Source organism: Fulvimarina manganoxydans (assembly GCF_900176465.1).
GTDB lineage: Bacteria > Pseudomonadota > Alphaproteobacteria > Rhizobiales > Rhizobiaceae > Fulvimarina > Fulvimarina manganoxydans.
In genome coordinates this window covers 126,376-152,231 of sequence record NZ_FWXR01000003.1, presented here as the reverse complement: position 1 = coordinate 152,231, position 25,856 = coordinate 126,376, and the positions used below count along the sequence as shown (strand labels likewise).

The 25,856-nt window shown below is 62.3% G+C and carries 22 protein-coding genes and 1 tRNA gene; 7 read left to right on the top strand and 16 right to left on the bottom strand.

From position 1 onward, the window contains the following. The first annotated feature begins 227 nt into the window (after positions 1-227). Together B9A15_RS05170 and B9A15_RS05165 are read left to right on the top strand one after the other, a co-directional pair. Positions 228-1,463, top strand: coding sequence for a hypothetical protein (locus B9A15_RS05170; protein ID WP_084408969.1), 1,236 nt, complete (start codon positions 228-230; stop codon positions 1,461-1,463). Between the two features lie 144 nt (positions 1,464-1,607). Further along, complete coding sequence (locus B9A15_RS05165) at positions 1,608-2,162, top strand: 2'-5' RNA ligase family protein (RefSeq protein WP_084408968.1); 555 nt, start codon at positions 1,608-1,610, stop codon at positions 2,160-2,162. Between the two features lie 75 nt (positions 2,163-2,237). Here the strand turns inward: B9A15_RS05165 and aspS are convergent, their stop codons facing one another. Beyond that, positions 2,238-4,025, bottom strand: coding sequence for an aspartate--tRNA ligase (aspS, locus tag B9A15_RS05160; protein ID WP_084408967.1), 1,788 nt, complete (start codon positions 4,023-4,025; stop codon positions 2,238-2,240). A gap of 194 nt (positions 4,026-4,219) precedes the next feature. Here aspS and rnd point away from each other — a divergent pair, with 194 nt between their 5' ends. Further along, positions 4,220-5,371 carry a ribonuclease D gene (rnd, locus tag B9A15_RS05155; RefSeq protein WP_084409133.1) on the top strand — a complete coding sequence of 384 codons (1,152 nt, stop codon included), beginning with the start codon at positions 4,220-4,222 and terminating at the stop codon, positions 5,369-5,371. 79 nt (positions 5,372-5,450) lie between these two features. Here rnd and B9A15_RS05150 read toward each other — a convergent pair whose 3' ends face one another. The 4 genes from B9A15_RS05150 to B9A15_RS05135 form a co-directional block, all read right to left on the bottom strand. After that, a complete protein-coding gene (locus B9A15_RS05150; RefSeq protein ID WP_084408966.1) occupies positions 5,451-7,013 on the bottom strand; it encodes a Ppx/GppA family phosphatase in 1,563 nt (520 codons plus the stop codon). Continuing rightward, on the bottom strand, positions 6,961-9,324 hold the full coding sequence (locus tag B9A15_RS05145; protein ID WP_244556801.1) for an RNA degradosome polyphosphate kinase: 2,364 nt from the start codon (positions 9,322-9,324) through the stop codon (positions 6,961-6,963). Before B9A15_RS05145 ends, B9A15_RS05150 begins: the two co-directional genes overlap by 53 nt. A gap of 73 nt (positions 9,325-9,397) precedes the next feature. After that, positions 9,398-10,060: an HdaA/DnaA family protein gene (locus tag B9A15_RS05140; RefSeq protein ID WP_084409131.1), complete on the bottom strand. Its 663-nt coding sequence runs from the start codon at positions 10,058-10,060 to the stop codon at positions 9,398-9,400. Positions 10,061-10,071: 11 nt separating this feature from the next. Further along, complete coding sequence (locus tag B9A15_RS05135) at positions 10,072-11,250, bottom strand: AI-2E family transporter (protein WP_084408965.1); 1,179 nt, start codon at positions 11,248-11,250, stop codon at positions 10,072-10,074. A gap of 220 nt (positions 11,251-11,470) precedes the next feature. On the opposite strand from B9A15_RS05135, the gene purM reads away from it, so the two are divergent. Together purM and purN are read left to right on the top strand one after the other, a co-directional pair. Further along, positions 11,471-12,532 carry a phosphoribosylformylglycinamidine cyclo-ligase gene (gene purM / locus B9A15_RS05130; RefSeq protein ID WP_084408964.1) on the top strand — a complete coding sequence of 354 codons (1,062 nt, stop codon included), beginning with the start codon at positions 11,471-11,473 and terminating at the stop codon, positions 12,530-12,532. Beyond that, complete coding sequence (gene purN, locus B9A15_RS05125; RefSeq protein ID WP_084408963.1) at positions 12,532-13,257, top strand: phosphoribosylglycinamide formyltransferase; 726 nt, start codon at positions 12,532-12,534, stop codon at positions 13,255-13,257. The genes purM and purN overlap by 1 nt, the downstream gene beginning before the upstream one ends. A 44-nt stretch (positions 13,258-13,301) precedes the next feature. Here purN and B9A15_RS05120 read toward each other — a convergent pair whose 3' ends face one another. From B9A15_RS05120 to B9A15_RS05105, 4 genes are all read right to left on the bottom strand, one after another. After that, positions 13,302-13,979: a DUF502 domain-containing protein gene (locus tag B9A15_RS05120; RefSeq protein WP_084408962.1), complete on the bottom strand. Its 678-nt coding sequence runs from the start codon at positions 13,977-13,979 to the stop codon at positions 13,302-13,304. A 342-nt stretch (positions 13,980-14,321) separates the two neighbouring features. Continuing rightward, a complete protein-coding gene (gene glmS, locus B9A15_RS05115) occupies positions 14,322-16,148 on the bottom strand; it encodes a glutamine--fructose-6-phosphate transaminase (isomerizing) (RefSeq protein WP_084408961.1) in 1,827 nt (608 codons plus the stop codon). 147 nt (positions 16,149-16,295) lie between these two features. Continuing rightward, a complete protein-coding gene (gene glmU / locus B9A15_RS05110; RefSeq protein ID WP_084408960.1) occupies positions 16,296-17,666 on the bottom strand; it encodes a bifunctional UDP-N-acetylglucosamine diphosphorylase/glucosamine-1-phosphate N-acetyltransferase GlmU in 1,371 nt (456 codons plus the stop codon). A gap of 91 nt (positions 17,667-17,757) precedes the next feature. Then, positions 17,758-18,495 carry a cytochrome c biogenesis CcdA family protein gene (locus B9A15_RS05105; protein WP_084409130.1) on the bottom strand — a complete coding sequence of 246 codons (738 nt, stop codon included), beginning with the start codon at positions 18,493-18,495 and terminating at the stop codon, positions 17,758-17,760. An 839-nt stretch (positions 18,496-19,334) separates the two neighbouring features. On the opposite strand from B9A15_RS05105, the gene B9A15_RS05095 reads away from it, so the two are divergent. Further along, positions 19,335-19,410 (top strand) — tRNA-Lys (locus B9A15_RS05095). Between the two features lie 429 nt (positions 19,411-19,839). Here the strand turns inward: B9A15_RS05095 and B9A15_RS05085 are convergent. Genes B9A15_RS05085 through B9A15_RS05075 form a run of 3 tightly spaced genes read right to left on the bottom strand, consistent with a single transcriptional unit; the run spans position 19,840 to position 21,945 of the window. After that, positions 19,840-20,463 carry a hypothetical protein gene (locus tag B9A15_RS05085; RefSeq protein WP_139798214.1) on the bottom strand — a complete coding sequence of 208 codons (624 nt, stop codon included), beginning with the start codon at positions 20,461-20,463 and terminating at the stop codon, positions 19,840-19,842. Next, positions 20,456-20,863: a hypothetical protein gene (locus tag B9A15_RS22470; protein ID WP_139798213.1), complete on the bottom strand. Its 408-nt coding sequence runs from the start codon at positions 20,861-20,863 to the stop codon at positions 20,456-20,458. The genes B9A15_RS05085 and B9A15_RS22470 overlap by 8 nt, the downstream gene beginning before the upstream one ends. Continuing rightward, entirely contained in the window at positions 20,860-21,945 is a 1,086-nt protein-coding gene (locus B9A15_RS05075; RefSeq protein ID WP_084408955.1) for a hypothetical protein, read from the bottom strand. Before B9A15_RS05075 ends, B9A15_RS22470 begins: the two co-directional genes overlap by 4 nt. A 431-nt stretch (positions 21,946-22,376) precedes the next feature. On the opposite strand from B9A15_RS05075, the gene B9A15_RS05070 reads away from it, so the two are divergent. Then, complete coding sequence (locus B9A15_RS05070) at positions 22,377-22,574, top strand: hypothetical protein (RefSeq protein ID WP_084408954.1); 198 nt, start codon at positions 22,377-22,379, stop codon at positions 22,572-22,574. A gap of 105 nt (positions 22,575-22,679) precedes the next feature. On the opposite strand, the gene B9A15_RS05065 is transcribed toward B9A15_RS05070, so the two are convergent. The 4 genes from B9A15_RS05065 to B9A15_RS05050 are packed head-to-tail and all read right to left on the bottom strand — an operon-like array spanning position 22,680 to position 25,536. Then, positions 22,680-24,566 carry a prohead protease/major capsid protein fusion protein gene (locus tag B9A15_RS05065; RefSeq protein ID WP_084408953.1) on the bottom strand — a complete coding sequence of 629 codons (1,887 nt, stop codon included), beginning with the start codon at positions 24,564-24,566 and terminating at the stop codon, positions 22,680-22,682. After that, positions 24,556-24,987, bottom strand: a complete 432-nt coding sequence (locus B9A15_RS05060; protein WP_084408952.1) for a hypothetical protein — start codon at positions 24,985-24,987, stop codon at positions 24,556-24,558. Before B9A15_RS05060 ends, B9A15_RS05065 begins: the two co-directional genes overlap by 11 nt. Next, positions 24,987-25,199: a hypothetical protein gene (locus B9A15_RS05055; RefSeq protein ID WP_084408951.1), complete on the bottom strand. Its 213-nt coding sequence runs from the start codon at positions 25,197-25,199 to the stop codon at positions 24,987-24,989. The genes B9A15_RS05060 and B9A15_RS05055 overlap by 1 nt, the downstream gene beginning before the upstream one ends. Beyond that, positions 25,192-25,536 (bottom strand): hypothetical protein, encoded by a 345-nt coding sequence (locus B9A15_RS05050; protein ID WP_139798212.1) that lies wholly within the window; start codon positions 25,534-25,536, stop codon positions 25,192-25,194. Before B9A15_RS05050 ends, B9A15_RS05055 begins: the two co-directional genes overlap by 8 nt. Between the last annotated feature and the right edge of the window lie 320 nt (positions 25,537-25,856).

The following is a 25,856-nucleotide window of genomic DNA, read 5'->3' as shown; positions in this document are numbered from 1 at the left end:
CCCCGTTTTGAACGATGATGCGGGGCGGAACAAGGACGGAACACGACTTCGCGGGTGCTAAAGCACACAATCGTCGGGTTTTTCTCGAATTGTGGCGCGCGATGCGAGCCGACTCGCCTTACTATCGCGACGAAGGCGCTCTGTCGGACCGGCAAATGCGCCCTAACATTGGCTGGAAATTTGACCGTTCCTCCGCAGAGGACGCACGTCAGAAAGGGTTATCATCGATGCGTAGGATCACCGCCGGCTTCTCTGCCGCCGCATTCGCAACCATGCTCAGCTGCGGCACCGCCCTCGCCGCAGACGCCAACGCCTTCGCCGAAAGGGTCAAGGAGGCGATGGCTTCCCAGGGCGCGACCCTGACCTATGACGATGCGGTTTCCGAAGGCGATACGGTCATCATGCGGGGCGTTCAAATCGGTGAGGGCTCCAATAAAGTCGACTTCGGTCAGGTGAATTTCGAGGACGTCACCGGCGCGCCGGATACGGGCTACGAGGTCGCGCGGGTCGGCTTCGAGGATATTTCAGGAACCGACAAGGCCTCGGGTGACCGCACGATCGCCTACGACATCATGGGCATGAGCATTGAAAGCCTGATGATCAACGGCACCCAGCCGTCGAGCAATCAGCCAGCTTTGCTCCAGGGTACGCCGTTCTACTTCGAGCGGGCCTCGGTCGACACCGTCAAGCTGAGCGAGGACGGCGAGGAGACCTTCTCGGTCGGCGACGTGACCGTCACCAGCACGATCGGCGACCAGAATCGTTTCGACAGCGATTTCAACGTCGGCAACTTCCGCGTTATCCTTCCTGAAGAGAAGGGTGACGACGGGGCGAATATGGGCCGGGAACTCGGTTACGACGTTCTCACTGGTTCGATGCAGTCCGAGGTCAACTGGACGTCGGACCAAGGCAAACTCGCGCTTTCACCGACCGTTCTCAACATCGACAATGTCGGCACGCTGCGGACCGATCTTGTCGTAGACGGCTATACGCCAGAAGTGATCCAGTCGCTGCAGAAGATCAGCGAGGACATGCGGCAGAACCCGGAGAACCAGCAGAATTCCGGCATGGCGATCATGGGCATCCTGGCCCAGCTCAGCCTCTCCAATGTTTCGCTGTCCTTCGAGGACGATTCGCTGACCCAGCGCCTGATCGACTATTACGCCAAGGAGATGAACCAGTCGCCGCAGGCGGTCATCGACATGGCGACCCAAATCGTTCAGGCCAATATCAGCCAGATCGGCGACAAGGCGTTTCAAGATCAGGTGGTCAGCGCCGTTCAGAGCTTCCTGAAAGATCCCCAGTCGATCCGCGTGGCCACCGAACCCGCGCAGCCGATTCCCTTCATGCAGATCATGGGCTCCGTGATGGGTGCGCCGCAGACCCTACCGCAGGTTCTGTCGCTCTCGGTTTCGGCCAATGGCGATAGCGATCAGGGAAGCAGCAACGCAACCGCGCAATAATCAATCCGATCCGGCCGGCACTCGCTCCAAAGAGGGTGCCGGCCGGCCCTTCATTGATGTCCATTTGCCTGAGACGCATGGCGCGCGACAGTTTGGCCACCCCTGTCGGATCGCCCACGCGCAATTGACCGTCAGGAGCCGCCGATGACCGATGACGCGCCGCTGATTCTGACGCTCCTTTTCGATCCCGAAGCGTTCGAGCGCTTCGACGCGCTTCGGCGGGAGCATTTTCCCTCCGAATTGAATCTCATCCCGGCCCATCTGACGCTGTTCCATCATCTTCCGGCCGAGCGGATCGAGGAGATCACGGATCATCTGCGCTCGCTCGCAAGCGAAGAGGAAGTCTTTTCCTGCCGCGTGTCGGGCCTCAGACTTCTCGGCAAAGGCGTTGCTTTCACCGTCGAATGCCCCCACCTCGAGCGTCTTCGCACCGATCTGGCAAGCGACTGGTTCGACTGGCTGACGACCCAGGACCGTCAGCGCTTCAAACCGCATGTGACGATCCAGAACAAGGTGAAGCCGGAGCGCGCCGAAAGCCTGTTCGAGCGGATGGATGCAGATTTCGAGCCGTTCGGCTTCGAGGCCTGCGGCCTCCTCCTATGGCGCTATCGCGGCGGTCCGTGGGAAGCGGTCGAAACCTTCGATTTCGGCGAAGCCGACAGCGGCACGGCGCCGAACGCTGGCGCCGCGCGGAACTAGGAACTAGGCCCGTAAATCCATCGATCGAAGGCTGACCGACGCAAAAAGCGCCCGGCCGGCCTTCGAAGCGTGCGATCAGTCCTTCGCCTGGGGCGCGACTCGAAGTCCTAGCTCGCGCAGCTGCGCGGGCGAAGCTTCGGCCGGCGCGCCCATCAACAGGTCGTAGGCCTGCTGGTTCATGGGGAAGAGCGCGATCTCGCGCAGATTCTTCACCCCGCACAGAAGCATCACGATCCGATCGATGCCCGCCGCCATGCCGCCATGGGGTGGCGCGCCATATTGGAAGGCGCGATAGAGGCCGCCGAAACGCTCTTCCACCGTCTCCTTGGAATAGCCGGCGATCTCGAAGGCCTTGACCATCACATCGGGCAGCTGGTTGCGAATGCCGCCGCTGGCGATCTCATAGCCGTTGCAGACGATGTCGTACTGAAAGGCCTTGATCGACAAGGGCTCCTGGTTCTCAAGCGCGTCCATACCCCCCTGCGGCATCGAGAAGGGGTTGTGGGCGAACTCGACCTTCTTGTTGTCCTCGTCCCATTCGAAAAAGGGGAAGTCGACGATCCAGGCAAGCTCGAAGCGGTCGCGATCGGTGAGGTTCAGCTCCTCGCCGACCCTGGCCCGGGCTGCGCCCGCAAAGGCCGTGAACTTTTCCGGGCGGCCAGCAACGAAGAAGCAGGCATCGCCCGGCTCGAGGCCAAGCTGGGTGCGGACGGCCTCGGTGCGCTCTTCGCCGATATTCTTGGCGAGCGGACCGGCGCCGGAGATGACGCCGCCCTCCTCGCGCCAGAAGATGTAGCCGAGTCCCGGCTGGCCTTCGCCTTGCGCCCAGGAATTCATCCGGTCGCAGAAGGCGCGCGAGCCGCCGGTCTTGGCCGGGATCGCCCAGACCTCGACCTTGTCGTCACTCGCGATCATATTGGCGAAGACCTTGAAGCCCGAGCCGGCGAAATGCTCGGTGACGGCCTGCATCTCGATCGGATTGCGCAGATCCGGCTTGTCGGTGCCGTATTTGCGCATGGATTCGGCATAAGGAATCCGCCGGAAGGTCTCGGAGACCGGCTTGCCCTCGGCGAAGGTCTCGAAGACCTCGCGAATGACCGGCTCCATGGTCTCGAAGATCTCGTCCTGCTCGACGAAGCTCATTTCCACGTCGAGCTGGTAGAATTCGCCATAGAAGCGGTCGGCGCGCGGATCCTCGTCGCGGAAGCAGGGGGCGATCTGGAAATAGCGATCGAAGCCCGACATCATCAACAGCTGCTTATATTGCTGCGGCGCCTGGGGCAGCGCGTAGAACATGCCGTTGTGAAGGCGCGAAGGCACAAGGAAGTCGCGCGCGCCCTCGGGCGAGGATGCGGTCAGGATCGGCGTCTGAAACTCGGTGAAGGCGGCGTTCTGCATCAATTCGCGGATCTTCGCGATGATGCGCGTGCGCTTCATGATGTTCTTGTGCAGCGTCTCGCGGCGCAGGTCGAGGAAGCGATATTTGAGGCGGATGTCTTCCGGATATTCGGGCTCGCCGAAGACCGGCAGCGGCAATTCCTTGGCCGGCGACAGGACTTCGATCTCGCGGGCGAAAATTTCGATCTCGCCGGTCGGGAGCTTCGCGTTGATCGTCTCGTCCGAGCGCTTCTTCACCTCGCCATCGATGCGCACCACCCACTCGCCGCGGATCGTCTCGGCCGTCTTGAAGGCCGGCGAGTCGGGATCGACGACGATCTGGGTCAGGCCGAAATGGTCGCGCAGATCGATGAAAAGCAGGCCGCCATGATCGCGGATGCGGTGCGCCCAGCCGGACAGGCGAACGCTCTCGCCGACATTGTCGGCACGAAGGGCGGCGCAGTTGTGGCTGCGGTAGCGGTGCATGTCACTCTCTCTCAAGCGTTTTCGGGCGCTTTTGCCGGCTGCGGGCCCCTTATCGAGGCAGGCCGGCGAGAAGCCCGATCGGTCTGGAAAATCGCGGCGGACAAGCGCATGGGCGTTCCCGTCTGTCAAGTTTTGTCGGGGATGATCGCCCGCGCGTCTTTCGCCTTGGGACAGGCAGGGCTATGAAGCCAGTCATGGAAGTCATCACGCGCACCTCCGAGCTGGAGCGCGCCTGCGAGGCGCTCGCCCGGTCCGATTATGTCACCGTCGATACGGAGTTCATCCGGGAGACGACCTTCTGGCCCGAGCTCTGCCTTGTTCAGTTGGCATCGGACGACACGACGGCGCTTGTCGATCCGCTGGCCGACGGGCTGTCGCTGGCGCCGTTTTTCGCTTTGATGCGCGATCCATCGGTGACCAAGGTGTTCCACGCCGCCCGTCAGGATATCGAGATCATCTATCGGCTCGGCGGCATCGTCCCGGCCCCGCTCTTCGATACCCAGGTCGCGGCGATGGTCTGCGGCTTCGGCGAGTCGATCGCCTATGACCAGTTGGTCGGACGCCTGACCAGCGGGCGGATCGACAAGACATCGCGCTTCACCGATTGGCGCCGGCGCCCGCTGTCCGATCAACAACTCGTCTATGCGCTCGCCGACGTCACCTATCTGCGCGACGTCTATAAGTCCCTGCGAGAGACGTTGGAAAAGACCGGTCGTCTCAGCTGGCTCGACGAAGAGATGGCGGTCCTCTCCGACCCGGCGACCTATGATCTCCACCCGGACGACGCCTGGCGGCGGCTCAAGCTGCGGGTCAAGAAGCCGATCGAATTGCAGATCATGAAAGAGATCGCCGCCTGGCGCGAACGCGAGGCGCGCGAGCAGGACAAACCGCGCGGGCGGATCCTTAAAGACGATGGGATCTACGAGATCGCCCAGCAGCAGCCGCGCGATGAACAGGCCCTCTCCCGCCTCCGCACGATCCCGAAAGGGTTCGAGCGCAGCGCGGCGGGCCGGGCGATCCTCGCCGCCGTCGCAAAGGCGCATGCGGTTCCGAAATCCGATCTGCCGGCGATTCCACGGCCACCCCAATTGCCCGAAGGCACGCAGGCCGCCGTCGAGTTTCTCCGCGTTCTCTTGAAGATTGTCGTGGAAGAGGAAGGCGTCGCCGCCAAGCTGATCGCCAATTCGGACGATCTGGAAAAGCTCGCTTCGAAAGGCGAGGCTGCAGAAATCGCGGCGCTGACCGGCTGGCGCCGCGACATTTTCGGGGCGCGCGCTTTGAAACTGTTGGAGGGCGAAAGCGCCCTCGTTTATCGCAACAAGCGCGTCGAGATCATCGCCCTTTAAGGACGATGACCGTTACGAATGCGGTGGCACCCGCTCCGGGTGCCACCGTTTCAACGTCCATCGCGACGAAGGCCGTTCTTCAACGGGCTTCCAGGCGTAGGGGCTGCCCAACCAGCTTGGAAAATTGCTGCAGCCGTCCTTCGGGCCGCTCTCCGATGAGATCGCCGAGCTCGGCGGGAATGACCAGCGTAAAGCCGCCGCGAGGATCTTGCGCCCAGCGGAAGCGATCGAGAACGCCCGGCATCGACGCCGTCAGAAGATAGGTCACCCGGAAGAGCGAGCCGAGCATACGCGCCCGCTCAAGGAGATGGCTGTCGACCAAGGTCTCCAGGTCCGGCACCTGCGTCTGCTCGAACGTCCCTTCGTGGCGGAAGAAGTTGGTCAGGCCGAGATAGGCCCGTCCCCGATGATCGATCGCCGGGAAGGCCGCATGGGTGATGATCGAGAGCGATTGGCGCCCACGATAATCGGGATGAGCCCGCCAGCCGATATCGGCGAGGAGGCAGGCGGCCGCCCGCAGACGCTTCTCCTCCTCGCTCTCGACGATCCCGAAGGCTTCGAATGTCCGCGTGGACCAGGTGACAAGTTCCTCGGCATGGTCGGGCGAGCGCGAGCGCAAGACCGCAAGCTCGCGCGCCGCTTCGATCAAGGGGTCGAGATCGCGCTCCTCCTCGGGCAGGAGCGAATGGAGATAGCCCTCACGCACACCGAGCGCGGAGGTAACGATGGAACTCGGCTTCAGGAATTTCATCACGCTGCGCATCGTCACCGCGCCATAGGCGAGAAGCGCCCGGCGCGATTTCGAGACCGCCGCGATGCCCGGCAACCGGTCGGGATCGCCGGAGACGACGCTGTCGAGAAACTTGTCGAGCGACCCGCCGGCGGCCAGCGTGTAACCATGCATGACATGCAGCGGATAACCCGCCTGCTCCATGTGGAGCCGGGCAAGATTGCGCCAGGTACCACCGACCGCATAGAAAGGCCGGCCGGTGCCCTGGCGCGCGAGAGCCGATGACGCAACATGGCTGTCGGCGACCGACTGGGCCTGTTTCAGGTCGCCGCCGGCGATGTCGCGAAGCCGAAGCCCGCCAAGCGGCAAGGTCAGGCCCTGGCCGAGTTGGCCATTGGCCACCTCAACCAGTTCCAGACTGCCACCGCCGAGATCGCCGACGATGCCGTCGGGCTTGTGGAAACCGCTCATCACGCCTTCGGCGGCATAACGGGCCTCGTCCTCGCCGGACAGAATCGCGATCGGCCTGCCGATCGCCGCCTCGGCGGCGCTCAAAAATTCCGGGCCATTGACGGCCTCGCGGCTCGCGGCGGTGGCAAGCGGATAGAGCGCCTCGACGCCGGCCTGGTCGGCCAGGCGACGGAACCGCTTGAGGGCATTGAGGGCGCTGGAAACCGCCTGCCCGTCCAGCCGGTTGGTCTGAGCCAAGCCCTTTCCAAGCCCGCTCAGGACCTTTTCGTTGAAGAGGACCGTCAGGGCGCGGCTATTGCCCTCATAGATGACGAGGCGGACCGAATTCGACCCGATATCGACGACGCCGACGGGCCGGCGGCCGATGATTCGCCCCTGACCCAAGGGCTCAATCGAATCGTGCGTGCTCGGCTTTTTGTTTTGCGATGAGCTTTGGAGCATCCGTCCTCAGTGCTTTTCCGCGCCCCGACAGGCTCGGATTGGTCATGAAGTACCGCTGGGCGTTGAAGGGCTGTTCCCCTTCGTTCGGTGTGATGTGGCGCGAGGTCCCGTCGGACGCCAGGGACCAGCTTTGCTGATTGTCCAGAATGTTGCCCAGCATGATTTGCGACAGCACCTGACTGTGGACGGTGGGAGTCGTCAAGGGCACGAGCGTTTCCACCCGCCGATCGAGGTTGCGCGGCATCAGATCGGCCGAGCCGATATAGACGATCGCCTCTTCCGACGGCAGGCCGTGCCCATTGCCGAAACAATAGATGCGGCTGTGCTCCAGGAAGCGCCCGACGATCGATTTGACGCGGATATTGTCGGACAGGCCCGGCACGCGCGGCTTCAGGCAGCAGATGCCCCGCACCACGAGATCGATCTCGACGCCGGCCTGGCTCGCCCGATAGAGCGCGTCGATCGTCTTGGCGTCGACCAGCGAATTCATCTTCATCCAGATCTGCGCCGGACGGCCCGCCCTAGCGTGATCGATCTCCTGGTCGATATGCTTCAGGATGCGGTCGCGCAGGGTCAGTGGAGAGACGGCGAGCTTCTTCACATCGGTCGGCTCGGCATAACCGGTGATGTAGTTGAAGACGAGCTGGACGTCATGGGCGATGTCCGGGTCGGCCGTGAAGTAGCTGAGATCGGTGTAGATCTTCGCCGTGATCGGGTGATAGTTGCCGGTGCCGAGATGGCAGAAATTAACGAGCTTGCCGTCCTCGCGCCGCACGACGAGGCTCAGCTTGGCGTGGGTCTTCTTCTCGATGAAGCCGAAGACCACCTGAACGCCCGCCCGCTCCAGATTGCGGGCCCAGCGGATATTGGCCTCCTCGTCGAAGCGTGCCTTCAACTCGACGAGGGCCGTCACCGACTTGCCGGCTTCCGCCGCGTCGATCAGGGCCCGTACGATCGGCGAGTCGTTCGAGGTGCGATACAGCGTCTGCTTGATCGCAATCACATTGGGGTCGAGCGCCGCCTGCCTCAGGAATTGGACGACGACGTCAAAGGATTCATAAGGGTGATGGACGATGATGTCCTTCTCCCGAATGGCCGCGAAGCAGTCGCCATTGTGTTCGCGAATGCGCTCGGGAAATCGCGGGATGTAAGGCGTGAACTTCAGATCGTCGCGGTCGACCTTGCAGATTTGCGAGAAGGAATCGAGGGCGAGCATGCCGTCGAGGACCGAGATACGGTTATCGGGCACGTCGAGTTCGCCCGCCACGAAGTTGCGCAGGGCTTCGGGCATCGAGTGATCAAATTCGATGCGGATGACCGAGCCCCGGCGGCGGCGCTTCAAGGCCGATTCGAACAGGCGGACGAGATCTTCGGCCTCTTCCTCGACCTCGATATCGGAATCGCGAATGATGCGGAAGGTGCCCGAACCCCGGACGCGGTAGCCGGGGAACAGCTTGCCGATGAAAGCGGCAACGACGCTTTCAAGCGGCACGAAGCGATGGGTCCCGTCAGCCCCGCGCGGCATCTCGACGAAGCGCTGCAAGGCCGGGGGCAGACGCAGAAGCGCGTTCATACGCTCCGAGTCGCGTTCGCGCACGAGGGCTAGGGCGATCGAGAAGCCGAGATTGGGGATGAAGGGGAAAGGATGGGCCGGATCGATCGAAAGCGGCGTCAGAACCGGGAAGATCGTTTCGATGAAATGGCCTTGAAGCCAGTCCCTGTCGGCGCCCTTCAGCTCACCGGCCGAGATGATGGTGATCTTTTCGTCGCGCAGGCATTTGACGAGTTCGGCGAGCGAGGCCTGCTGCTCCTCCTGAAGCAACTGGACTTCCGCCAGGATGCGGTCGAGCTGTTCTTGGGCGGTGAGCCCATCCATCGAGCGAACCGCGATCTTCTCGCGCACCTGACCGGCAAGGCCCGCGACGCGGACCATGAAGAACTCGTCGAGATTGTCGGCCGAGATCGAGAGAAACCGCAGGCGCTCCAGGATCGGATGGTTCGGGTTCTGCGATTCCTCCAGCACGCGCCGATTGAACTGCAGCCAGGAGATTTCCCGATTGACGTAGCGGTCGGCCGGCATTTCCGGCAGTCCTTCGACGGTCTCCGGGGCGGCGGCAATCTCCGATTCGGCCGCTTTTTCCAGAAGCACTTCGATATCGGATGGACGATCGATCGGCTCGCCGTCCTCCGGCTCGCGATGGGGGGCGAGATCGGCCTCGACCTGGCTGGCGTCCGCCGCCTGCGTCTCATTCTCGACCTTCGACTGGTCCCTGCCGGCTGCGACCGTGTTCGGATCCGTCTCGTTCATCATCGGTGCTTCGCCTTCTTGTGCCCAAGTTTCCAACCCGCGCAGGTAACGAGGTCAGACTACCGTTTTGTGACGCTCACGTCTGCCCTTCGCCAATCCCCAAGACCTGACGCACCAAGGGTCGCGTGATACGGCGCTTCTCCGAGAGTGCCGCGCGGTCGAGCTCGGCCACAACCTTTCGCGCAGCGCCCGCCGAGCGTTCGATCCGGGTCGCGAGATAGTCGACAGTCTGCGGATCGACGGCCAGCTGGCGATCGGCGAAGAGCTTGACGAGGAGCGCCGAAAGAAGCGCATCGTCCGGCGGATCGAGCCGGGCAAAGGCCGCAGCCGAGAGGCGCGAGACCAGGTCCTTAAGGCGCCCGCGCCATTCACCGGGCGGTGTTCGTGCAGTCGCCAGAAGCCAACCACGGCCGAGCCGCGCGGCATTGACGATGCCGAACAGCTCTTCGTCGGACAGGTCCGTGCGATCGATATCGTCGATAACGGCCCGAAAACCGTCGTCCCCCGCAATCTGCCCTGCGTCATGCGGACGAACCATCGTCGCACCGGCCGCATCCGCCCAAATCTGCGCCAGATGGCTTTTGCCGGCGCCCTCCGGCCCGACGATCAGAAGCACATTGTGGCGCCAATGGGGCCATTGATCGATGGCCTCGACGGCCATCTGGTTGGACCGGGTCACGACGAGATCGTCTCGAGAGAGCGATTCGATCGGCGGAAGGTCGAGCGGAAGTTGTCGCATCGCGTCTTGGCTCAAAGCGAACCGCGCGTCGCCTGACCGTCTTTATCGGTCGTCGTGGCAGGCATGGCTTCGATCTGCTCAGTGCGTTGCGTAGCGGTCAGACGGCCGTTCGATCCGCCCTGGCCGTTATAGAGTTCGCTCTGGAGATATTGAGACAGGCCGAAGCGGGCGAGCACACCGATCGCCGCCGAGGCCGGTACCGCGATGAGCAGCCCGACGAAGCCAAAGAGCGCGCCGAAGGCAAAGAGCGCGAACATCAGCCAGACCGGATGCAGCCCCACGGAGGCGCCGACGAGTTTCGGCTGAAGAATGTTACCCTCGAAGAACTGGCCAGAGAAGAAAACGGCCGCGACGCCGACGATCCAGGGCCAGTCCGGCCAGAACTGCACGAGGGCAACGCCGATGGACAGGACGAGACCAAGCATCGAGCCGATATAGGGAATGAAGGAAATCAGCCCGGCGAAGAGCCCGATCAATAGGCCGAAATTCAGCCCCAAGAGCGTCAGCCCAACGGCATAATAGGTGCCGAGAATGAGGCAGACGCTGCCCTGCCCGCGCACGAAGCCGGCGATGGAGCGATCCATGTCGCGCGCGATGCGCCGCACCGTCGTCTTATGCTGGCGCGGCACCCAGCTGTCTACCTTGGCGACCATATGGTCCCAATCGAGGAGCATGTAGAAGGCGACGACGGGCGTCACTACGAAGAGCGAGACGAAGTTCACGACCGCGAGCGAGGAGGACCAGACTTGCTGCAGGAAGGAGGTGAAAAGAGCCGACGAGTCGGAGACAAGCTGCGCAAAGTCCTGTTCCAGCGTCGACTCTTCCGAGGTGAAAAGGAAGGCCAGAGGTCCGGAACGGGCGGCGACCGCGAGATCCTGAAGCCGATCGAGGTATTCGGGCACCCTTTGCGCAAAATTGGCGATCTGGCTCGATATGACGGGCACAACGATCAGAAGGACCGCGACGAAGCTGGAGATGAACAGGAAGAGAATGATGATCGTCGCCATCAGCCTCGAGAATCCGCGCCGCTCGAACCAGTCCGCGACCGGATCGAGAAGATAGGCCACGACCATGCCCAGGACGAAGGGCAGGAGAATGCTGGAGAACAGCCAAAGGAGCAGCACGCAGAGAAAGAGCGTCCCGGTCCAGAAATAGACCTGTCGCCGGAAAGAGCTGCTGCGATCGCCCATCTCGTTCCCTCTCCGGCCGGTCCTTCGGCCCAAAAACGCGCTCAGCGGCAAAGAGTTCGAAACCCCTCCCGCAGTGCCAAAGAGGAGATAGGCAACCGCAGCCAGAAGGGTCAAGGGAGCGAAAGGGGCCGCTCCGGCTTGTCCAGCGTGGTATTACGGCCTCGACTTGCTCCTCTCACGTCTTCGTGCGACTTGCGAAGCCGAACAAGGACGTATCGCCATGCACCCGAAAAACTCCCTGACCTATCGCGACGCGGGCGTCGATATCGATGCCGGAAACGAACTCGTCCAGCGGATCAAACCCCATGTGCGCTCGACGCGCCGGCCGGGCGCCGATGGCGAGATCGGCGGCTTTGGCGGCATCTTCGATTTGAAAGCCCTGGGGATGCAGGACCCGCTGCTAGTGGCGGCCAATGACGGGGTCGGCACCAAGCTGAGGATTGCCATCGAGGCCGGGCTGCACGAGACGATCGGCATCGATCTCGTGGCCATGTGCGTCAACGATCTCGTCGTTCAAGGCGCAGAGCCTTTGTTCTTCCTCGACTATTTTGCGACCGGCAAGCTCGATCCGGCTCAGGGCGAGGCGATCGTTAAGGGCATCGCCGAGGGCTGCCGCCAGGCCGGCTGCGCCCTGATCGGTGGCGAGACGGCGGAAATGCCGGGCCTCTATCAAGGCGACGACTACGATCTGGCCGGTTTTGCCGTCGGCGCGGTCGAGCGGGAGCGCCTTTTGCCCTCGGGCACCATCGCCCATGGCGACGTCATTCTCGGGCTCACCTCCTCCGGCGTGCATTCCAACGGCTATTCGCTGGTGCGCCGGGTGGTCGAGCGGGCCGGCCTCTCCTATGGCGATCCGGCCCCCTATGACGCTTCCGTCTCGCTCGGCGAAAGTCTTCTTCAGCCGACCCGAATCTATGTGAAGCCGCTTCTGGAGGTCTTTGCGCAATCCACAGGCGTAAAAGCTCTCGCCCATATCACCGGCGGCGGCTTTCCCGAGAATATTCCGCGCGTCCTGCCCGAGCACTTACGCGCCGATATCGACATCAACGCGATCCATGTGCCGCCGGTCTTCGGCTGGCTGTCGCGTGAGGGCGGCATCGAGACGTCGGAAATGCTGCGCACCTTCAATTGCGGCATCGGCATGATCGTCGTGGTCTCGGAGGCGGAAGCGGCCTCGATCGGTGCGATGCTCCAGGCTGCCGGCGAAGAGGTGGTCCCACTCGGCCGCATTCTTCAGAACAAGGGCGAGCGGGTGACCTTCAACGGCGAGCTTTCGCTCTGATGTCGCGCAAGACCACTAAGCGCGTCGCAGTTCTCATCTCCGGTCGCGGCTCCAATATGAGCGCCCTGATCGCGGCGGCGATGGACCCGTCCTATCCGGGCCGGATTGTCGGCGTCCTCTCGAACCGGCCCGACGCGAAGGGTCTGGAGACCGCCGAGCGCTACGACATCCCGGCCGTTGCGGTCGATCACAAGGCCTATGCCAGCCGCGAGGCCCACGAGGCGGCCGTTCTCGAAGCGCTCGAAAGGCTGAACCCGGACATCATCTGCCTTGCCGGCTATATGCGGCTTCTGTCGCCCGAATTCGTCCGCCGCTTCGAAGGGCGGATGATCAATATCCATCCTTCGCTCCTGCCGCTCTTTCCCGGTCTCGACACCCATGCGAGGGCTCTGGCTGCCGGAATGAAGCTGCATGGCTGCACGGTGCATTTTGTGACCGAGCGGATGGACGAGGGGCCGATCATCGCCCAGGCCGCAATCGCCGTCGAAGCCGATGATACGCCGGACCGTCTGGCCGAGCGGCTCTTGCGCGCGGAACACAGACTCTATCCGCACGCCTTGCGGCTCGTTCTCAATGGCTCCGTCCGCATGGTGAACGGACGCGCGGTCACGGCCTCGCAGACGGCCGGATCGAACGAGGATGACATGGTGGAAGGCGACGAGGCACTCTCCATTCTCATCTCGCCGGATGCGAGGCGGAGACCCGGCGCCATGCGCACGGGCTGATCTTCCTCTGTCTCGCTCTCAAGAGACGGATACCGCCGCCGCCCTCAGCTCGGCTCACGCAGCCGCTTCTCGACGATGCGGCTCGCCTCTTTCAGGCTGATCGGCGCTTCCTTTTCGTCGCCGGTCACGAGGCCGGCCGAGACAACGAGCTTGAGTGCCGTCTCGATGCTCATATTCAAAATACGCACATCCTCGCGCGGGACGAAGAGAAGAAAGCCGGAGGTGGGGTTCGGCGTCGGCGGCAGGAAGACGGCCAGCATCTCCTCGCTCTGATCCGACAGGACACGCGCGACCTCGCCCTTGGTGGTCGTTGCGACGAGGACAAGGCACCAGACGCCCCTGCGGGGATATTCCATCAGCGCAGCGGTCTTGAAGGAGGATGAGCGATCGGCGAGGACCGTCTCGAAGATCTGCTTCAGCGCCGTATAAACTGTCCGCACGAGTGGCATGCGGCCAAGAACGTTCTCGCCCCAGCCGACGATGGTCCGTCCGATGAAGTTCGCGGTCAGAAAGCCGATGAAGGTGATGATGATCAGCGCGACGAGAAGGCCGAATCCGGGCACCGCGAAGGGCAGATAGGAGTCCGGGAGAAAGCGCGTCGGGATGTAAGGCTTCACCCAGCTATCGGTCCACTGCATGAAGGACCATGTGATCCAGGCGGTGATCGCCAATGGCGCGCAGACGATGAACCCGGTCAGGAAATAGTTGCGCAGCCGCGCCATGTGCTCGAAACCCTCTGCGCAAGATGCCCGGCCGACCGGGATGGTCGGTTTTGCAGGGCGCCACGAGCAAACGCTATCCAGCCGCATGTCGTTGCAGACGACACAACCGACCCCGAATCACCATTCACCCTCGCGCCCACCTTTCAGGTGTGCAGTGCGGCAAGCATCGGCGGCGAAAGCGACAAATGCAAGACACCCGATGCAATGTCCGGCCGAGATGAAAAGACCATGACGTGACACATGACGCGCTGCGCGAGCCGCGGTTCAGCGCATGCTCGCGAAGCGATCCGCCGCACCCGATCCCTTCGCCTATTCGCGGCTCACACCTTTGGGCCAGAAGCGTCACTCCACCGTAACGGATTTGGCGAGATTGCGCGGCTGGTCCACATCCGTGCCCATCTGGATTGCGGTGTGATACGCCAGAAGCTGCAGCGGCACCGCATAGACGATCGGCGTCAAGATTTCCGGCATTTCCGGCATGACGATCGTGTGGACATTGTCGACGATCCCGCTCGCCGCGCCCTTGGCGTCGGTGAAAAGGATGATCTCTCCGCCCCGCGCCGCGACCTCCTGGACGTTGGACGCGGTCTTCTCGAAGCTGCGATCATGGGGCGCGACGACGACGACGGGCATGGTCTCGTCGATGAGGGCGATCGGCCCGTGCTTCAGTTCGCCCGCCGCATAACCTTCCGCGTGGATGTAGCTGATTTCCTTCAGCTTCAACGCGCCTTCGAGCGCCAGCGGATAGGAAAATCCCCGGCCGAGAAAGAGCGCGTGATTGCGGGTCGCCATGCGCCGGGCCAGCGTCTCGATCTGCCCTTCGAGCGCGATCGCCTCATTGACGAGGCGCGGCGCCTCCTGAAGCGTGCGCGTGAAGGCGAGTTCGTCCTGCGCCGAAATACGGCCCTTCTCAACGCCGGCGTGAACCGCGAGGGCGGCCAGAGCCATCAGCTGGCAAGTAAACGCCTTGGTGGACGCGACGCCGATCTCCGGGCCCGCCAAGGTCGGCAGAACCGCATCGGCCTCGCGCGCGATGGTCGATTCGGCGACATTGACGATGGCGGCCGTCGTCAGCCCCTCGCCCTTGGCATGGCGCAGCGAGGCGAGCGTGTCGGCGGTTTCGCCCGACTGGGAGACGAAGAGCGCCAGATCGACGTCCTCCAGCGGGCTCTCGCGATAGCGGAACTCGGAGGCGACATCGAGATCGCAGGCGATGCGGGCATAGCGCTCGAAATAATACCGGCCGACGAGGCTGGCATAAAAGCCCGTGCCGCAGGCCGACAGCGCGATGCGGCGGATCTTGGAGAAATCGAGCGACTGGCCGACGGGAAGCCGGGTGCGCCCGGTGGTCAGGTCGACAAAGGCGCCGAGCGTGTGGCCGATGACCTCTGGCTGCTCGTAGATCTCCTTCTGCATGAAGTGGCGATAATTGCCTTTGTCCACATAGAAGGACTTGCCGGTCGACTGCTTGATCGGCCGCACGACTTCCTTGCCATGCTCGTCGAAGATTTCGATGCCGTGATGGCTGAGCACGGCGAAATCGCCCTCTTCCAGATAGCGGATGCGATCGGTGAAAGGCGACAAGGCGATGGCGTCGGAGCCGAGGAACATCTCGCCCTCGCCTTCGCCCACCACCAGAGGCGAGCCACGCCGAGCGCCGATCAGCACATTCTCTTCGCCGTCGAAGAGGAAGCCGAGCGAGAAGGCGCCTTCGAGCCGCCCGAGAACCGCATGGACGGCATCCTTCGGGCTCGCGCCACGCTTGATCTCCCGCGAGACGAGATGGGCGACGGTCTCGGTGTCGGTCTGGCTTTCGAAGGTGACGCCGTCGGCTTCGAGTTCGGCCTTCAGCTCGCGATAATTCTCGATGATGCCGTTATGGACGATCGCGAGATGTTCCGAGCGGTGCGGATGGGCGTTCGCCTCGGTCGCGGCGCCATGGGTCGCCCATCGGGTGTGGCCGATGCCGATCGTGCCGGCGCGCGGCTCGGCTTTCAGCTTCTCGATCAGATTGACGAGCTTGCCCTCGGCCCTCAGCCGCGTCAGCGCCCCGTCTTCCAGGGTCGCGATGCCTGCCGAATCATAGCCGCGATATTCCAGCCGTTTCAGGCTGTCGATCAGCCGGTCGGCCACGGGCTCCTTCGAGATGATGCCGATGATGCCGCACATGGCGCAAGATCCCCATTGTGGTCTCTGGCCGATCCGCCCAGGGGACCGTCCGTTTCAAATCGCGCCGACCATAGACGAAGTCCGCCGGCGAGCCTCTCAATTTGCGTTTCCGAACCTTACTGTTCGCCGAGGCTCGAGCCTGACGCGTCAGCGATCTGACTTGGTTGCCTTCTTGGCCGCCTTGGCCGCGCGGTTTTTCTCGGCAATCGCCTTGCCGCGGCCGTCCTTGTTGACCTGCCGGCCCCGCGCGAGGGCGAGCGCCTCGTCGGGCACGTCCTCGGTGACCACGCTGCCCGAGCCCACATAGGCTTCACGGCCGATCCGAACGGGTGCGACGAGGGCCGAGTTCGAGCCAATGAAGGCCTTTTCGCCAATTTCCGTGAGATGCTTCAGCGCGCCGTCGTAATTGCAGGTGATGGTTCCAGCGCCGATATTGGCCTCGGCACCGACGTTCGCATCGCCGATATAGCTGAGATGGTTGATCTTGGCGCCGCGCGCGACGCTGGCGTTCTTGACCTCGCAGAAGTTGCCCACCTTGGCGGTTTCGGCAAGGTCCGTTCCGGGACGGAGCCGGGCGAACGGCCCGATCGAGGCGTCCGGCCCGATCCGCGCGCCTTCCAGATGGCAGAAGGCGTGGATCACGGCGCCCTCGCCCACGCTGACACCGGGTCCAAACCAGACATTCGGCTCGACGGTGACGTCCTCGCCAAGCTCGGTGTCATAGGCGAAGAAGACCGTGCCCGGATCGATCAGAGTGACGCCCGAAATCATCATCCGCTCGCGCGCGAAGGCCTGCCACAGAGCTTCGACCTCGGCGAGTTCGGAGCGATTGTTGACGCCGATCGTCTCGGCGACGGGCGCCTCGATCGCGACGACGCGGCGGCCTCTCCCCCGCGCAATCTCGACGATGTCGGTCAGATAATATTCGCCCTTGGCGTTCTCGTTGCCGATCGCATTCAACAGGTCGAGGGCATCGCGGCCGGCAAAGGCCATGATGCCGGCATTGCAGAAGCCGATCAGCCGTTCGCTCTCGCTTGCATCCTTCTCCTCGCGGATGGCGACGAGTTCGCCATCGGTCTCGACCAGCCGGCCATAGCCGGTCGGATCGGCGGGTCGAAAGCCGATGACGCAGACATCGGCGCCTTTGGACAATTCGGCCCGCGCGCGCTCGATCGTGTTCGCGGTCAGAAGCGGCGTGTCGCCGAAAAGGACGACGATATCGTCGAAGCCCTGTTCGATCGCCTCGCGGGCCGCAAGGACCGCATGGCCGGTGCCGAGCCGTTCGCGCTGTTCGAAGACGGCAACGGTTTCGCTGTCGCGCCGGACAGCCGCAGCCACCTCGTCTCCATCTCGGCCGACAATCAGCGCCAGACGATCCGCGCCGGCCTGAAGCGCTGCACGGCCCACATGACGCACGAGAGGCAGGCGCCCGACTTCATGCAGCACCTTGGAGCGCTTGGAGCGCATTCTTGTGCCTTCTCCGGCGGCGAGAATGATCGAAAGACAGCTTCGCGCCATTGCGGGGTCCGCTCCATGCATGTGGTGACCGTCGGCGCGGAGCTTAAGGCCCCAAGCCTTGTGGTCTGGTGAAAATCAGGTTCGGTGCTCGTCAACCGATGGTCTGCAACGCCGGGAAGGTTTCGAGCAGCCAGAAGGAAAAGGTCTGCATGCCGCCCGTCAGAAAGAGGACCCCGGTGACCACGAGGAGACCGCCCATGGCCTTCTCGACGGTCGCAAGATGGCGACGAAAACCGCCGAGCCAACGAAGGAAAGCGCTGGAAAAGGCCGCCGCAATGATGAACGGAATTCCGAGCCCCGCCGAATAAAAACCCAGCATCAGGGCGCCCTCGCCCACCGTGTCATGGGCACCGGCAAGACCGAGAATCGCGCCGAGCACCGGGCCGATACAAGGCGTCCATCCGAAGGCGAAGGCGAGCCCCATCAGATAGGCGCCGATCAGGCTCTTCGGCTTGTCGGGCGCGGTCATGCGCACTTCCCGCGACAGGAAGGCGAGACGGAAGACACCGAGGAAATTCAGCCCCATCACGATGATCGCGATGCCGGCGACGATGCCGAGCCAATCGAGATTCTGGCGCAAGAGCTGCCCGATCGAACTCGCCCCCGCCCCAAGCGCCACGAAGACGGTGGAGAAGCCGAGAACGAAGCAAAAGGCGCTCACCAACAGGCGTGCATAACCTGTGGAGGCGACCGCCGGCCCGCTGCGAAGCTCATCCGCCGAGACACCGGCCATGTAGCACAGATAGGGCGGAACCAGCGGCAGGACGCAGGGCGACAGGAAAGACAGGGCACCGGCAAGGACCGCCGTCGGATAGGACAATTCCGTCAGCACGGATGGTGGGCTCCCGCAGCTTATCGGTGTTGAGGCTTCGCAAATGATCGTGCCCATGACTTGAGCGCACCGACCTTTTATCGCGCGGCCGCCCTGGCGATGAGGCTAAGGCCGGAAACACGGTCTCGACCTGATCGACCAGGACGAGGCCTCTCTAGCGCGCCGAACCCGCGCCCGCAAATCACGCGAGAGCCAGCGGACATCGAAGCCTTCCAGCGCAATTGTCATCGCTCTGCTCACCCTCACTGGTGCGTCTCGAGGCGATCTGTTCTGGGCGGCCGCTTTTCCGATCCACGGGACCGGCCGCTATTTTCCAACGCGTCGAAGGTGTGATGCTCAGCGTCAGCGATTTATACGAAAGCAACCGATGACGGTGGATGGCCGACCGCAACATCCGCGGTGGGTCAGAAGAATGATGCCGAGACGTTTCTACGGGTCGTCTCGGCGTTTACCGCCGACGAGACGACCCGCCGCGCTCGTCAGGACGCGGTTGTTGATGTGTTCGGCGGAGCGACCTGAACGAGAGATTTGGACTTATAAAAAGTCCAAGGCCTTCGGCGCAGCTTACGAAGACAAATGCGACTCGGTTCCGGGTGTTTCGGCGATGCTGAACAATCGTGCGACCGAGTTGTTCGATGCCGGCGGTAATTCGTCGGATAGGAATGCGATCCGCAAGGCGATGGATACGGGTTGACTTCCATTCGCTGGGCGGCGGGGTGAGGATGACCCCGAACCATCATCCGATCCTGTGGGGCTTTGCCCCAGGCACTCTTTCCGGCGTTGACCTTGCTACAGGGTTCCTATACCTCCCGCCTGTCGGCGGCGAGAGCCGCTTCGGGCGCGTAGCTCAGTTGGTAGAGCAACGGACTTTTAATCTGTAGGTCCAGGGTTCGAGTCCCTGCGCGCCCACCAAATTCCCCCAACAAGATCAGCGGCTTGCAACTCGCGACCTACTGATCTTCAGAGGCAAAAGGCCCGCAGGGTTCCGATAGGGTTCCAGTTGACGAGTTCTGCGCTATCATGCGCCATGGCCTCCACCTCCTCCCGCCCGTCCGATCGCGATCGATTCGTTGCCCTTGTTTTGTGGATGCATGGCCTATCGGCCGGCGACATCGCGCTCTTTCTCGGACGCACGCGGAAGAGCGCCTTATCGCTCTGCCAGAAAGCGCCCTACCCGCCGCGTGCCTCGATGACGCTCGCCGAGCGCCAGGCTGCGCTCGACGAGCTGCGGCTCGTCCGCGCAGCTGAGAGCGGCGAGTTCGTCGACGGCGGCATGCTGCCCGATAGGGTGTTCACGCCGAGACCGCTGAACGGGAATCAGACGATAGGCTCACGCACTGATCAGAGGCTATCAGTTGGGTGATGATAGAAGGAAATGGGGACGTGCCGAAGCCGAAAAGGCAGACCTGATCGCGGGTGGGTGAATGTCGAGACCAGAGCGAGCGGATTTCGTTCACATTGAACGGTAGACGCGTGGGGAAAGGCTTCCACAAAATGCTTCCGCCACGTCTCCATGACCGCCTTGGTGTTGGCGACCTTTACGTATACCACTAGTCCGCCAGCATCCTGGCCGGGCACACCAGTCGAATACCGATCGATGATTTGCTTGGTGCCCTTCTCTAGCCAACCGTAACGCGAGTGGATCTTGGCTTCAGCGGCCCATAAGAAGTTGTCGCGGTCGCGCACAACGATATCACAATGTCCACCAATATCTTCGTCATGTGTAGCTCGAAAACCCATCATTTTTAAGCTACTTACAACATCGATCGTAATGCCGTCTTCGTCTCGATCTTTCCTGTGATGGGGTGTTTCGCCGAATTCAATAGCGATATGGTCTATCGCGTCTTCAACAAGCCTGGCTCGCTGCTCATTCGTCTCGGCGAACATCAGTCCAATACGTATACGATTGGGTTCGGAGTCACCGGCGAGCGCCTGTATCTCACGCAGAGTGTAATGTTCAGACACTGTTCGACTCTGCCAGGAAGCGCTTCGTAGGCACAAAGAATGGAACTAGCCTTCCGGCGTAGTTCTCCACCAACTCTCCAGTGTGAGGGTGAACGAGCTCTCCAGTAAGATGGGCCTCCGCCAAATCAGACGGATCAATTTCATACTCCATCTCATCAGCGTCAACGAGAAGGGCTCGTGCATCGAGCACGGAGAGATTTCGAAGGATTGCTACGGCCGTGAGGAGCTCAGCATCTACATCGTCAACCCCGGCGGCGACGGAGAGCTCTCGAAACGTGAGCATTCGCAGCTCGTCCTCGCGACGGGCTGCGAGAAAGTCGATGATGCGCAAGCATAGATCAGCAGCTGGCACATCGCTCCAGCCGGTTCGCACTTCTACCTTGATATCCTCAACGCTCATGCCTCAGCCGATTCGAGTGAAATCACGGACGCTAAATGTTGTAAGATACGTCCCCGAACAAATTCGTAATCCTCAACGCCCATACAGTTCCTAATAACTGCATCAAGGAGCACAGGCTGTTCCGACCCACTGGTTCGGGAATTTGAATGTAGGTTTAGTTCTGGCTTCGAACGCATCCGCTCATCGATCGCTCTCTCCCACTCAATACTCACTTTGAACGGAGATATCGGCGCAGATAGGGCGGCAAGGCCACCACGATGATAGCGCTCATCACGCAGCGAGATAGAGCCACGACGCATTTTCTCATGCTTCAGAGAAGCTGTGGTTGTTCCAAATGCAAGCTCAACGACTGACCCCTCCGCATGATCGTGATACATTCGGGAAATCAGCGGGAACAGGTTTATAGGTTCGCCGAGGTAGTCTCTTCCGAGTTCAGCCATGAGATGAGAGCGAACTTTGTCGTGCGCATATTCACCAGCGTTCCGAAGCATTCCATGGGGGTAGTCTACCCGAACCTCTGCGATGTCTCCCTGCTCAGGCAACCAAACGATATCCAACCCTTGCACTCGTTTGTTTTTTATCCCGATAATTTCATCGTAGTTGCCCTTCGCCGCGGCCGAACCTAACGGGAAATCCTCTGGGTGGAGCTCTTCCCGAACCATCACGCTTCGGACGGAAGAGAAGATTATCGCAGTTCCAGTATCTGTCTGCGAGACGTCGATCAGAGTATGACCGAGAGGTGCGCCTCGTAGATCGTCTTCATCAACGACTATAGGAAATTTGTCGCGAAAAATGCTGTCATTCGGACGGAGATCGAAGGCCGCTTCGCGGAACTCGGACATGGTTCGGCTGTCCACGCGATAGAACCGCGAGAGCTTTTCGCCGCACAGCGTATGTTCGAACAGAGAGAGCCGGACCGGCTCGATCACGCCGGAAAAGTCGATATCCTCGTCTGCAAGCTTTTCGAGTGTGTTGTCCCATCCACGACCTCTGGAGACATCATGCTGCTCGAGAATCTTTCGCCCCACCGTCCAAGGCATCCGATCGCGCATGCTGCGCCCAAGTTCATAAATCGTTGGCATAGAATCTCCTTGGCTCCGCTTGCTAAGGAAGCCAGAAGGTCATGCGAAAGACAATCCGCGATAGCGGTAGACTTCCGGAAAATGCGCATGATCTCCGACGTGAAAGGTAAGGGCGATGTGGGGCTTGCTGTTCGAGCCGGATGAAAGAGCCTCTTCCATGGATCGAGACCGACGAAGCCGTGCTATCCTTCGCCCCTTCGGATGAAAGGGCGTCCAGATGGTCTACGGCTCCGTCGCATGCTTTCTCATAACCACGATCGCGTTCTTCGTCTTCGCCGCCAAGTACGGTCTTGGGCATCGCCCTCAGCCTCATCACCGGGAAGCGGCGCGGCGTGCTGGACTGTCAAACGGAATCGAGGCGAGCGCGCTTTTCCGGGGCCTATACTGCCCACTTGCCGCAGCATGGGCAGGCCTTGGGATCGTGCTTGCCTATGTCGCGTTCACCGCGATCCACACGCGACACCCCTCTCCTTCTGGTCATGACGATCGCTGTTGAAGTCGCCGGCATCACCGCTGCCGTGGTGGCGCATTGCTTTGAGAGGGACACCGGCATTCGCGCGCCTTGGCGCCCGGCCGCCGCCATCATTCCCTTGCCGCTCATCGGATTCGTTCTGGCACTGATGGCGTAACGCAAAAGGCCCTCGGTCGTGAGACCGAGGGCCCTGCCCGAGAGGAGGATCGGGCATTTCGTCCGGTGCCCCAGCCATAGGTTCCGGACGATCTCTGAGCTGGGATTAGGCCCCAGGATTTTTGTAGGCGAACCGGTAATCGGTGAGCCCGGCTCCGAAATCATGCCGGAGCTTGTATTCGATGCCATCGATGTCGAAGCCCACGCGCTCATCGAAGAACGGCTGTTCCTGGCCGGCCAGATAGGCGTACTGGAGGCCTCTCCCCATCGTCTGTTGCGCGCTGGCGAAGAGGAACCAGGCGGTCGTTCCGAGGGCGTCCAGGCGGTGCTCATAGACCGGCGTGATCGACCTAATTGCTTCCGGAATGACTTGGTCGATCGTCTGCGGTGTCGTCGTGCTCGATACGATCGCCTGCGCCTCGATCTCGAGGTCGGAGCCGACGAAGAGATACTGCGGCGCGATGTTGATCGGCTCGCCGTCGAGGTCCTTCTGCTTCCGGAAAGTCGTGCGGGCCGCCTTGAGCGAGGCGAGGCTCAGAGCCGCGGCCGAGCCGAGATTGCCATGGTCGGCGTGAAAGAGGCCTTTGCCGTCCGCGAGCTTCGCGTTCTCGATCACCTGCGCCCACACGATGTCGCCCTCGAGCTTGGCGGCCTTTCGGCCCCATTCCTGGACGGCGCGGGTGAAAACGCCGAGGCGATCGTTGATCAGGGTTTGACGCGTCAGCGCCATCACCCGACCGAAGGTCGCGAGGTGGAAACTCTCCTGCGATTCCCGGATGGTCCCTCGCTTGAACTCTCCATGCTCGTTCACCGGGAGAAGGTTCGGCGCCGACCCGACGTCGATGACGCGGATTTCGCGGAAGTCGCTGACGACGTTGCGGGTGGCGATCAAGTCGAACGTGTTCGGATAGCTCTGATAGCCGGAAAGGAGGGTCTGTTCCGTCACCTGGTTCAGGATGAAGGTGAAGTCCGAGGTCGAATGCATCGCCCGCTTGAGGACTTCATTCGGCGATCCGCGATCGCTCTCGCCGGAGGCTCGCAGCATCGCCCGGGCGATCTCGATCGCGGTCATGCCGCGCCATTCGCGGGCGCCTTCCGACAACTCGTCGACGACGCCCGTCCGGTGAAGAAGCGCGTTGGTCACGAGCGATCGGCGGGTGACCGTCTCGTCCTGCATGCCGCGTGTCTCGATATGCGGGAAGGAAGCAGTCCGCTCTTGCTCTTGGATCATGTGCTCTGTGATGGCGCTTCGAAACTCGGCTTCCGTCGTGCCGGCGTCGACATGGGCGCGGGTGAATTCATCGGTCATGTTGAACCGGCGTCCGAGAGCCTGGACAGTCGTGACACGGGCGCGCTCGGCGCGCGCCGCTTCGGCCGCGATCGTCTGGTTCGACGCGGGCGGGTTCTCGATCGCGCTGCGGGCGGCGGTGTCGGGATCGGCAGTCGTGGTCGTCTCTTCCGGTCGGCGGCCGGTGGCGTTTGCCTGAGGCATTTCGTTCTCCAATGCTCGGGTTGATGCCCCGGCATCGGCCGGGATGTTGACGACTGAGACCTCCAGGAGGTCCCATGCCGTGGCTCTGAAGTTCGGGGGATCGGCGTCGTCGGCTTCGTACTTCCGCACTCGATAGCCGATGGAGATTCCGAGGCGATGGCCGGCCCGGAGCGCCGAGCGCACCGGGGCCGCCCGCTCGTCGTCGAACAGGCGGATCGTCGCCACGAGCGTGTTGCTCTGGCGTTTGATCGTCTCGACGGTGCCGAGGCGATCGGCGAAGGTCCCCGCCCGATGGCTGTCCAAGAGCGCCATGCCGCCGGCGACGCGGTCGAGATTGGCGCCGCGCACGTCGAGGACTTCGTTCACCCGGCCTTCGCCCGGCATGTATCGCTCGACCGGTGCATCGGTCGCGATCACCGCCTCGAAGGTTCCGGTGTCCTCATTGTAGGTCGAAGCCGATCTGACACCCGGCAGACGGCGTGTGAGATGGTCATGAGGCATGGATCACCTCCAATTCGAGATCGACGCGGACGGAGTTGCCAGGGAGGACGCGGGCGATCCGATACTTCGGCGAGCCCGGGCGATCGGTGAGCTCGATCACGTCGCCGACGCGAACCGGGACCTCGTTGCCGGCTTCGTCGACAAGCTCGGCGCGATCGACGCTGAAGGTCATCTTCACGCCATTGGCTGTGGTGTTGAGATCGTTGCCGCGTCCTGGCCCGCGACTGCCGAACTGGACCGCCGCGTCGGCCGCCTTGCGATCGAAGACGCCCTTGGCCTCGTGCGGCTCGCGATCGGGATCACGTGCCGCCCGCCCGTTGGCCGCTGCGGCGGTCATGGGCAGGATGGTGGACGGCTCGCCATAGAGCTTGTCCACCGCGCGAGAGGCGAGCCGGTCATACTTTTCGTACTTGATCGCCATCAATGCACCCTCGCCTTCTGGATCGCGTCATCGGCGACACGGAGGGCGTGGGCATCAAGGCGATCGGCGGTTTCAATCAAGCGCACCGCCCATGCCCTCATTTCGTCGGGCGACAGGACGAGCTGGAGCGGCATGCCGTCGACCACGACGAACGTTCGCCCGAACTCGTCGATGATGGCCCCATCGACGGCAGGGATTTCGATCTCAGGCATCGGCGCGCACCTTGCCGAGGGCCCGATCGAGGGCGGCGCGGAGGATGCGGCGGATCGGGAGGATGAAGGCGTCGTCGTGCTGATACATGAGCGACACCGCTTCATCCGCAGTGTGGACGATCCAGTGCTCGTCGACCGTCACCTCGTCGGCGGCCGGGCGCCAGACGATCCAGGCAGAGTGCTCCTCATTGACGGTGAGGGCTTCGAACTCGGCGGCGGCCATCTCGACGAGCCGGCAGGCTGTCGAGACCGCGAGGCCGCATTCCACGAGATAGAGCGAAGCCTCGATCCGGATCATGTCGCCGGTCGACAGCACTCGCTCACCGTCGACGTACATCGCTTTGGCGCCCATTCGGGCGAGGTAATCACGCGTTGTCTGTTCGGCGCGACTGCGCTTTTTTGAATATTCTCGGAGGGAGAGCATTGATTTGTCCCGTTTTGGAAAGCACGGGCTATTCGTGGATCGAAAATACTTTTGAAGAAAGAGGCGATACCGGCAGCGAATATTACCGGCAATATCCAATACTGTGCATTGGTGTGCAGTCACGTCTCACTACGTCTCAGGACGTACCGCAATGACTTCTATGATTTTGCGAGTTATCCACAGAAACGAAAGGGCCGGCGGATTGCCGGCCCCTCGTCGTCGGTTTGGTGAAG

Excerpts from the sequence above, each read along its gene's own strand:
- purM (WP_084408964.1), top strand. The coding sequence starts at position 11,471 with ATGCACCCGAAAAACTCCCTGACCTATCGCGACGCGGGCGTCGATATC.
- B9A15_RS05055 (WP_084408951.1), bottom strand. The coding sequence starts at position 25,199 with ATGCCTGAGATCGAAATCCCTGCCGTCGATGGGGCCATCATCGACGAG.
- B9A15_RS05060 (WP_084408952.1), bottom strand. The coding sequence starts at position 24,987 with ATGGCGATCAAGTACGAAAAGTATGACCGGCTCGCCTCTCGCGCGGTG.
- glmS (WP_084408961.1), bottom strand. The coding sequence starts at position 16,148 with ATGTGCGGCATCATCGGCATCATCTCGAAGGAGCCCGTGGCCGACCGG.
- glmU (WP_084408960.1), bottom strand. The coding sequence starts at position 17,666 with ATGGCGCGAAGCTGTCTTTCGATCATTCTCGCCGCCGGAGAAGGCACA.
- B9A15_RS05145 (WP_244556801.1), bottom strand. The coding sequence starts at position 9,324 with ATGATGAACGAGACGGATCCGAACACGGTCGCAGCCGGCAGGGACCAG.
- B9A15_RS05065 (WP_084408953.1), bottom strand. The coding sequence starts at position 24,566 with ATGCCTCATGACCATCTCACACGCCGTCTGCCGGGTGTCAGATCGGCT.
- B9A15_RS05165 (WP_084408968.1), top strand. The coding sequence starts at position 1,608 with ATGACCGATGACGCGCCGCTGATTCTGACGCTCCTTTTCGATCCCGAA.
- B9A15_RS05070 (WP_084408954.1), top strand. The coding sequence starts at position 22,377 with ATGTCGCGTTCACCGCGATCCACACGCGACACCCCTCTCCTTCTGGTC.
- B9A15_RS05050 (WP_139798212.1), bottom strand. The coding sequence starts at position 25,536 with ATGTACGTCGACGGTGAGCGAGTGCTGTCGACCGGCGACATGATCCGG.
- B9A15_RS05075 (WP_084408955.1), bottom strand. The coding sequence starts at position 21,945 with ATGCCAACGATTTATGAACTTGGGCGCAGCATGCGCGATCGGATGCCT.
- B9A15_RS05120 (WP_084408962.1), bottom strand. The coding sequence starts at position 13,979 with ATGGCGCGGCTGCGCAACTATTTCCTGACCGGGTTCATCGTCTGCGCG.
- B9A15_RS05150 (WP_084408966.1), bottom strand. The coding sequence starts at position 7,013 with ATGCTCCAAAGCTCATCGCAAAACAAAAAGCCGAGCACGCACGATTCG.
- B9A15_RS05135 (WP_084408965.1), bottom strand. The coding sequence starts at position 11,250 with ATGGGCGATCGCAGCAGCTCTTTCCGGCGACAGGTCTATTTCTGGACC.
- B9A15_RS05140 (WP_084409131.1), bottom strand. The coding sequence starts at position 10,060 with ATGCGACAACTTCCGCTCGACCTTCCGCCGATCGAATCGCTCTCTCGA.
- aspS (WP_084408967.1), bottom strand. The coding sequence starts at position 4,025 with ATGCACCGCTACCGCAGCCACAACTGCGCCGCCCTTCGTGCCGACAAT.
- B9A15_RS22470 (WP_139798213.1), bottom strand. The coding sequence starts at position 20,863 with ATGAGCGTTGAGGATATCAAGGTAGAAGTGCGAACCGGCTGGAGCGAT.
- rnd (WP_084409133.1), top strand. The coding sequence starts at position 4,220 with ATGGAAGTCATCACGCGCACCTCCGAGCTGGAGCGCGCCTGCGAGGCG.
- purN (WP_084408963.1), top strand. The coding sequence starts at position 12,532 with ATGTCGCGCAAGACCACTAAGCGCGTCGCAGTTCTCATCTCCGGTCGC.
- B9A15_RS05170 (WP_084408969.1), top strand. The coding sequence starts at position 228 with ATGCGTAGGATCACCGCCGGCTTCTCTGCCGCCGCATTCGCAACCATG.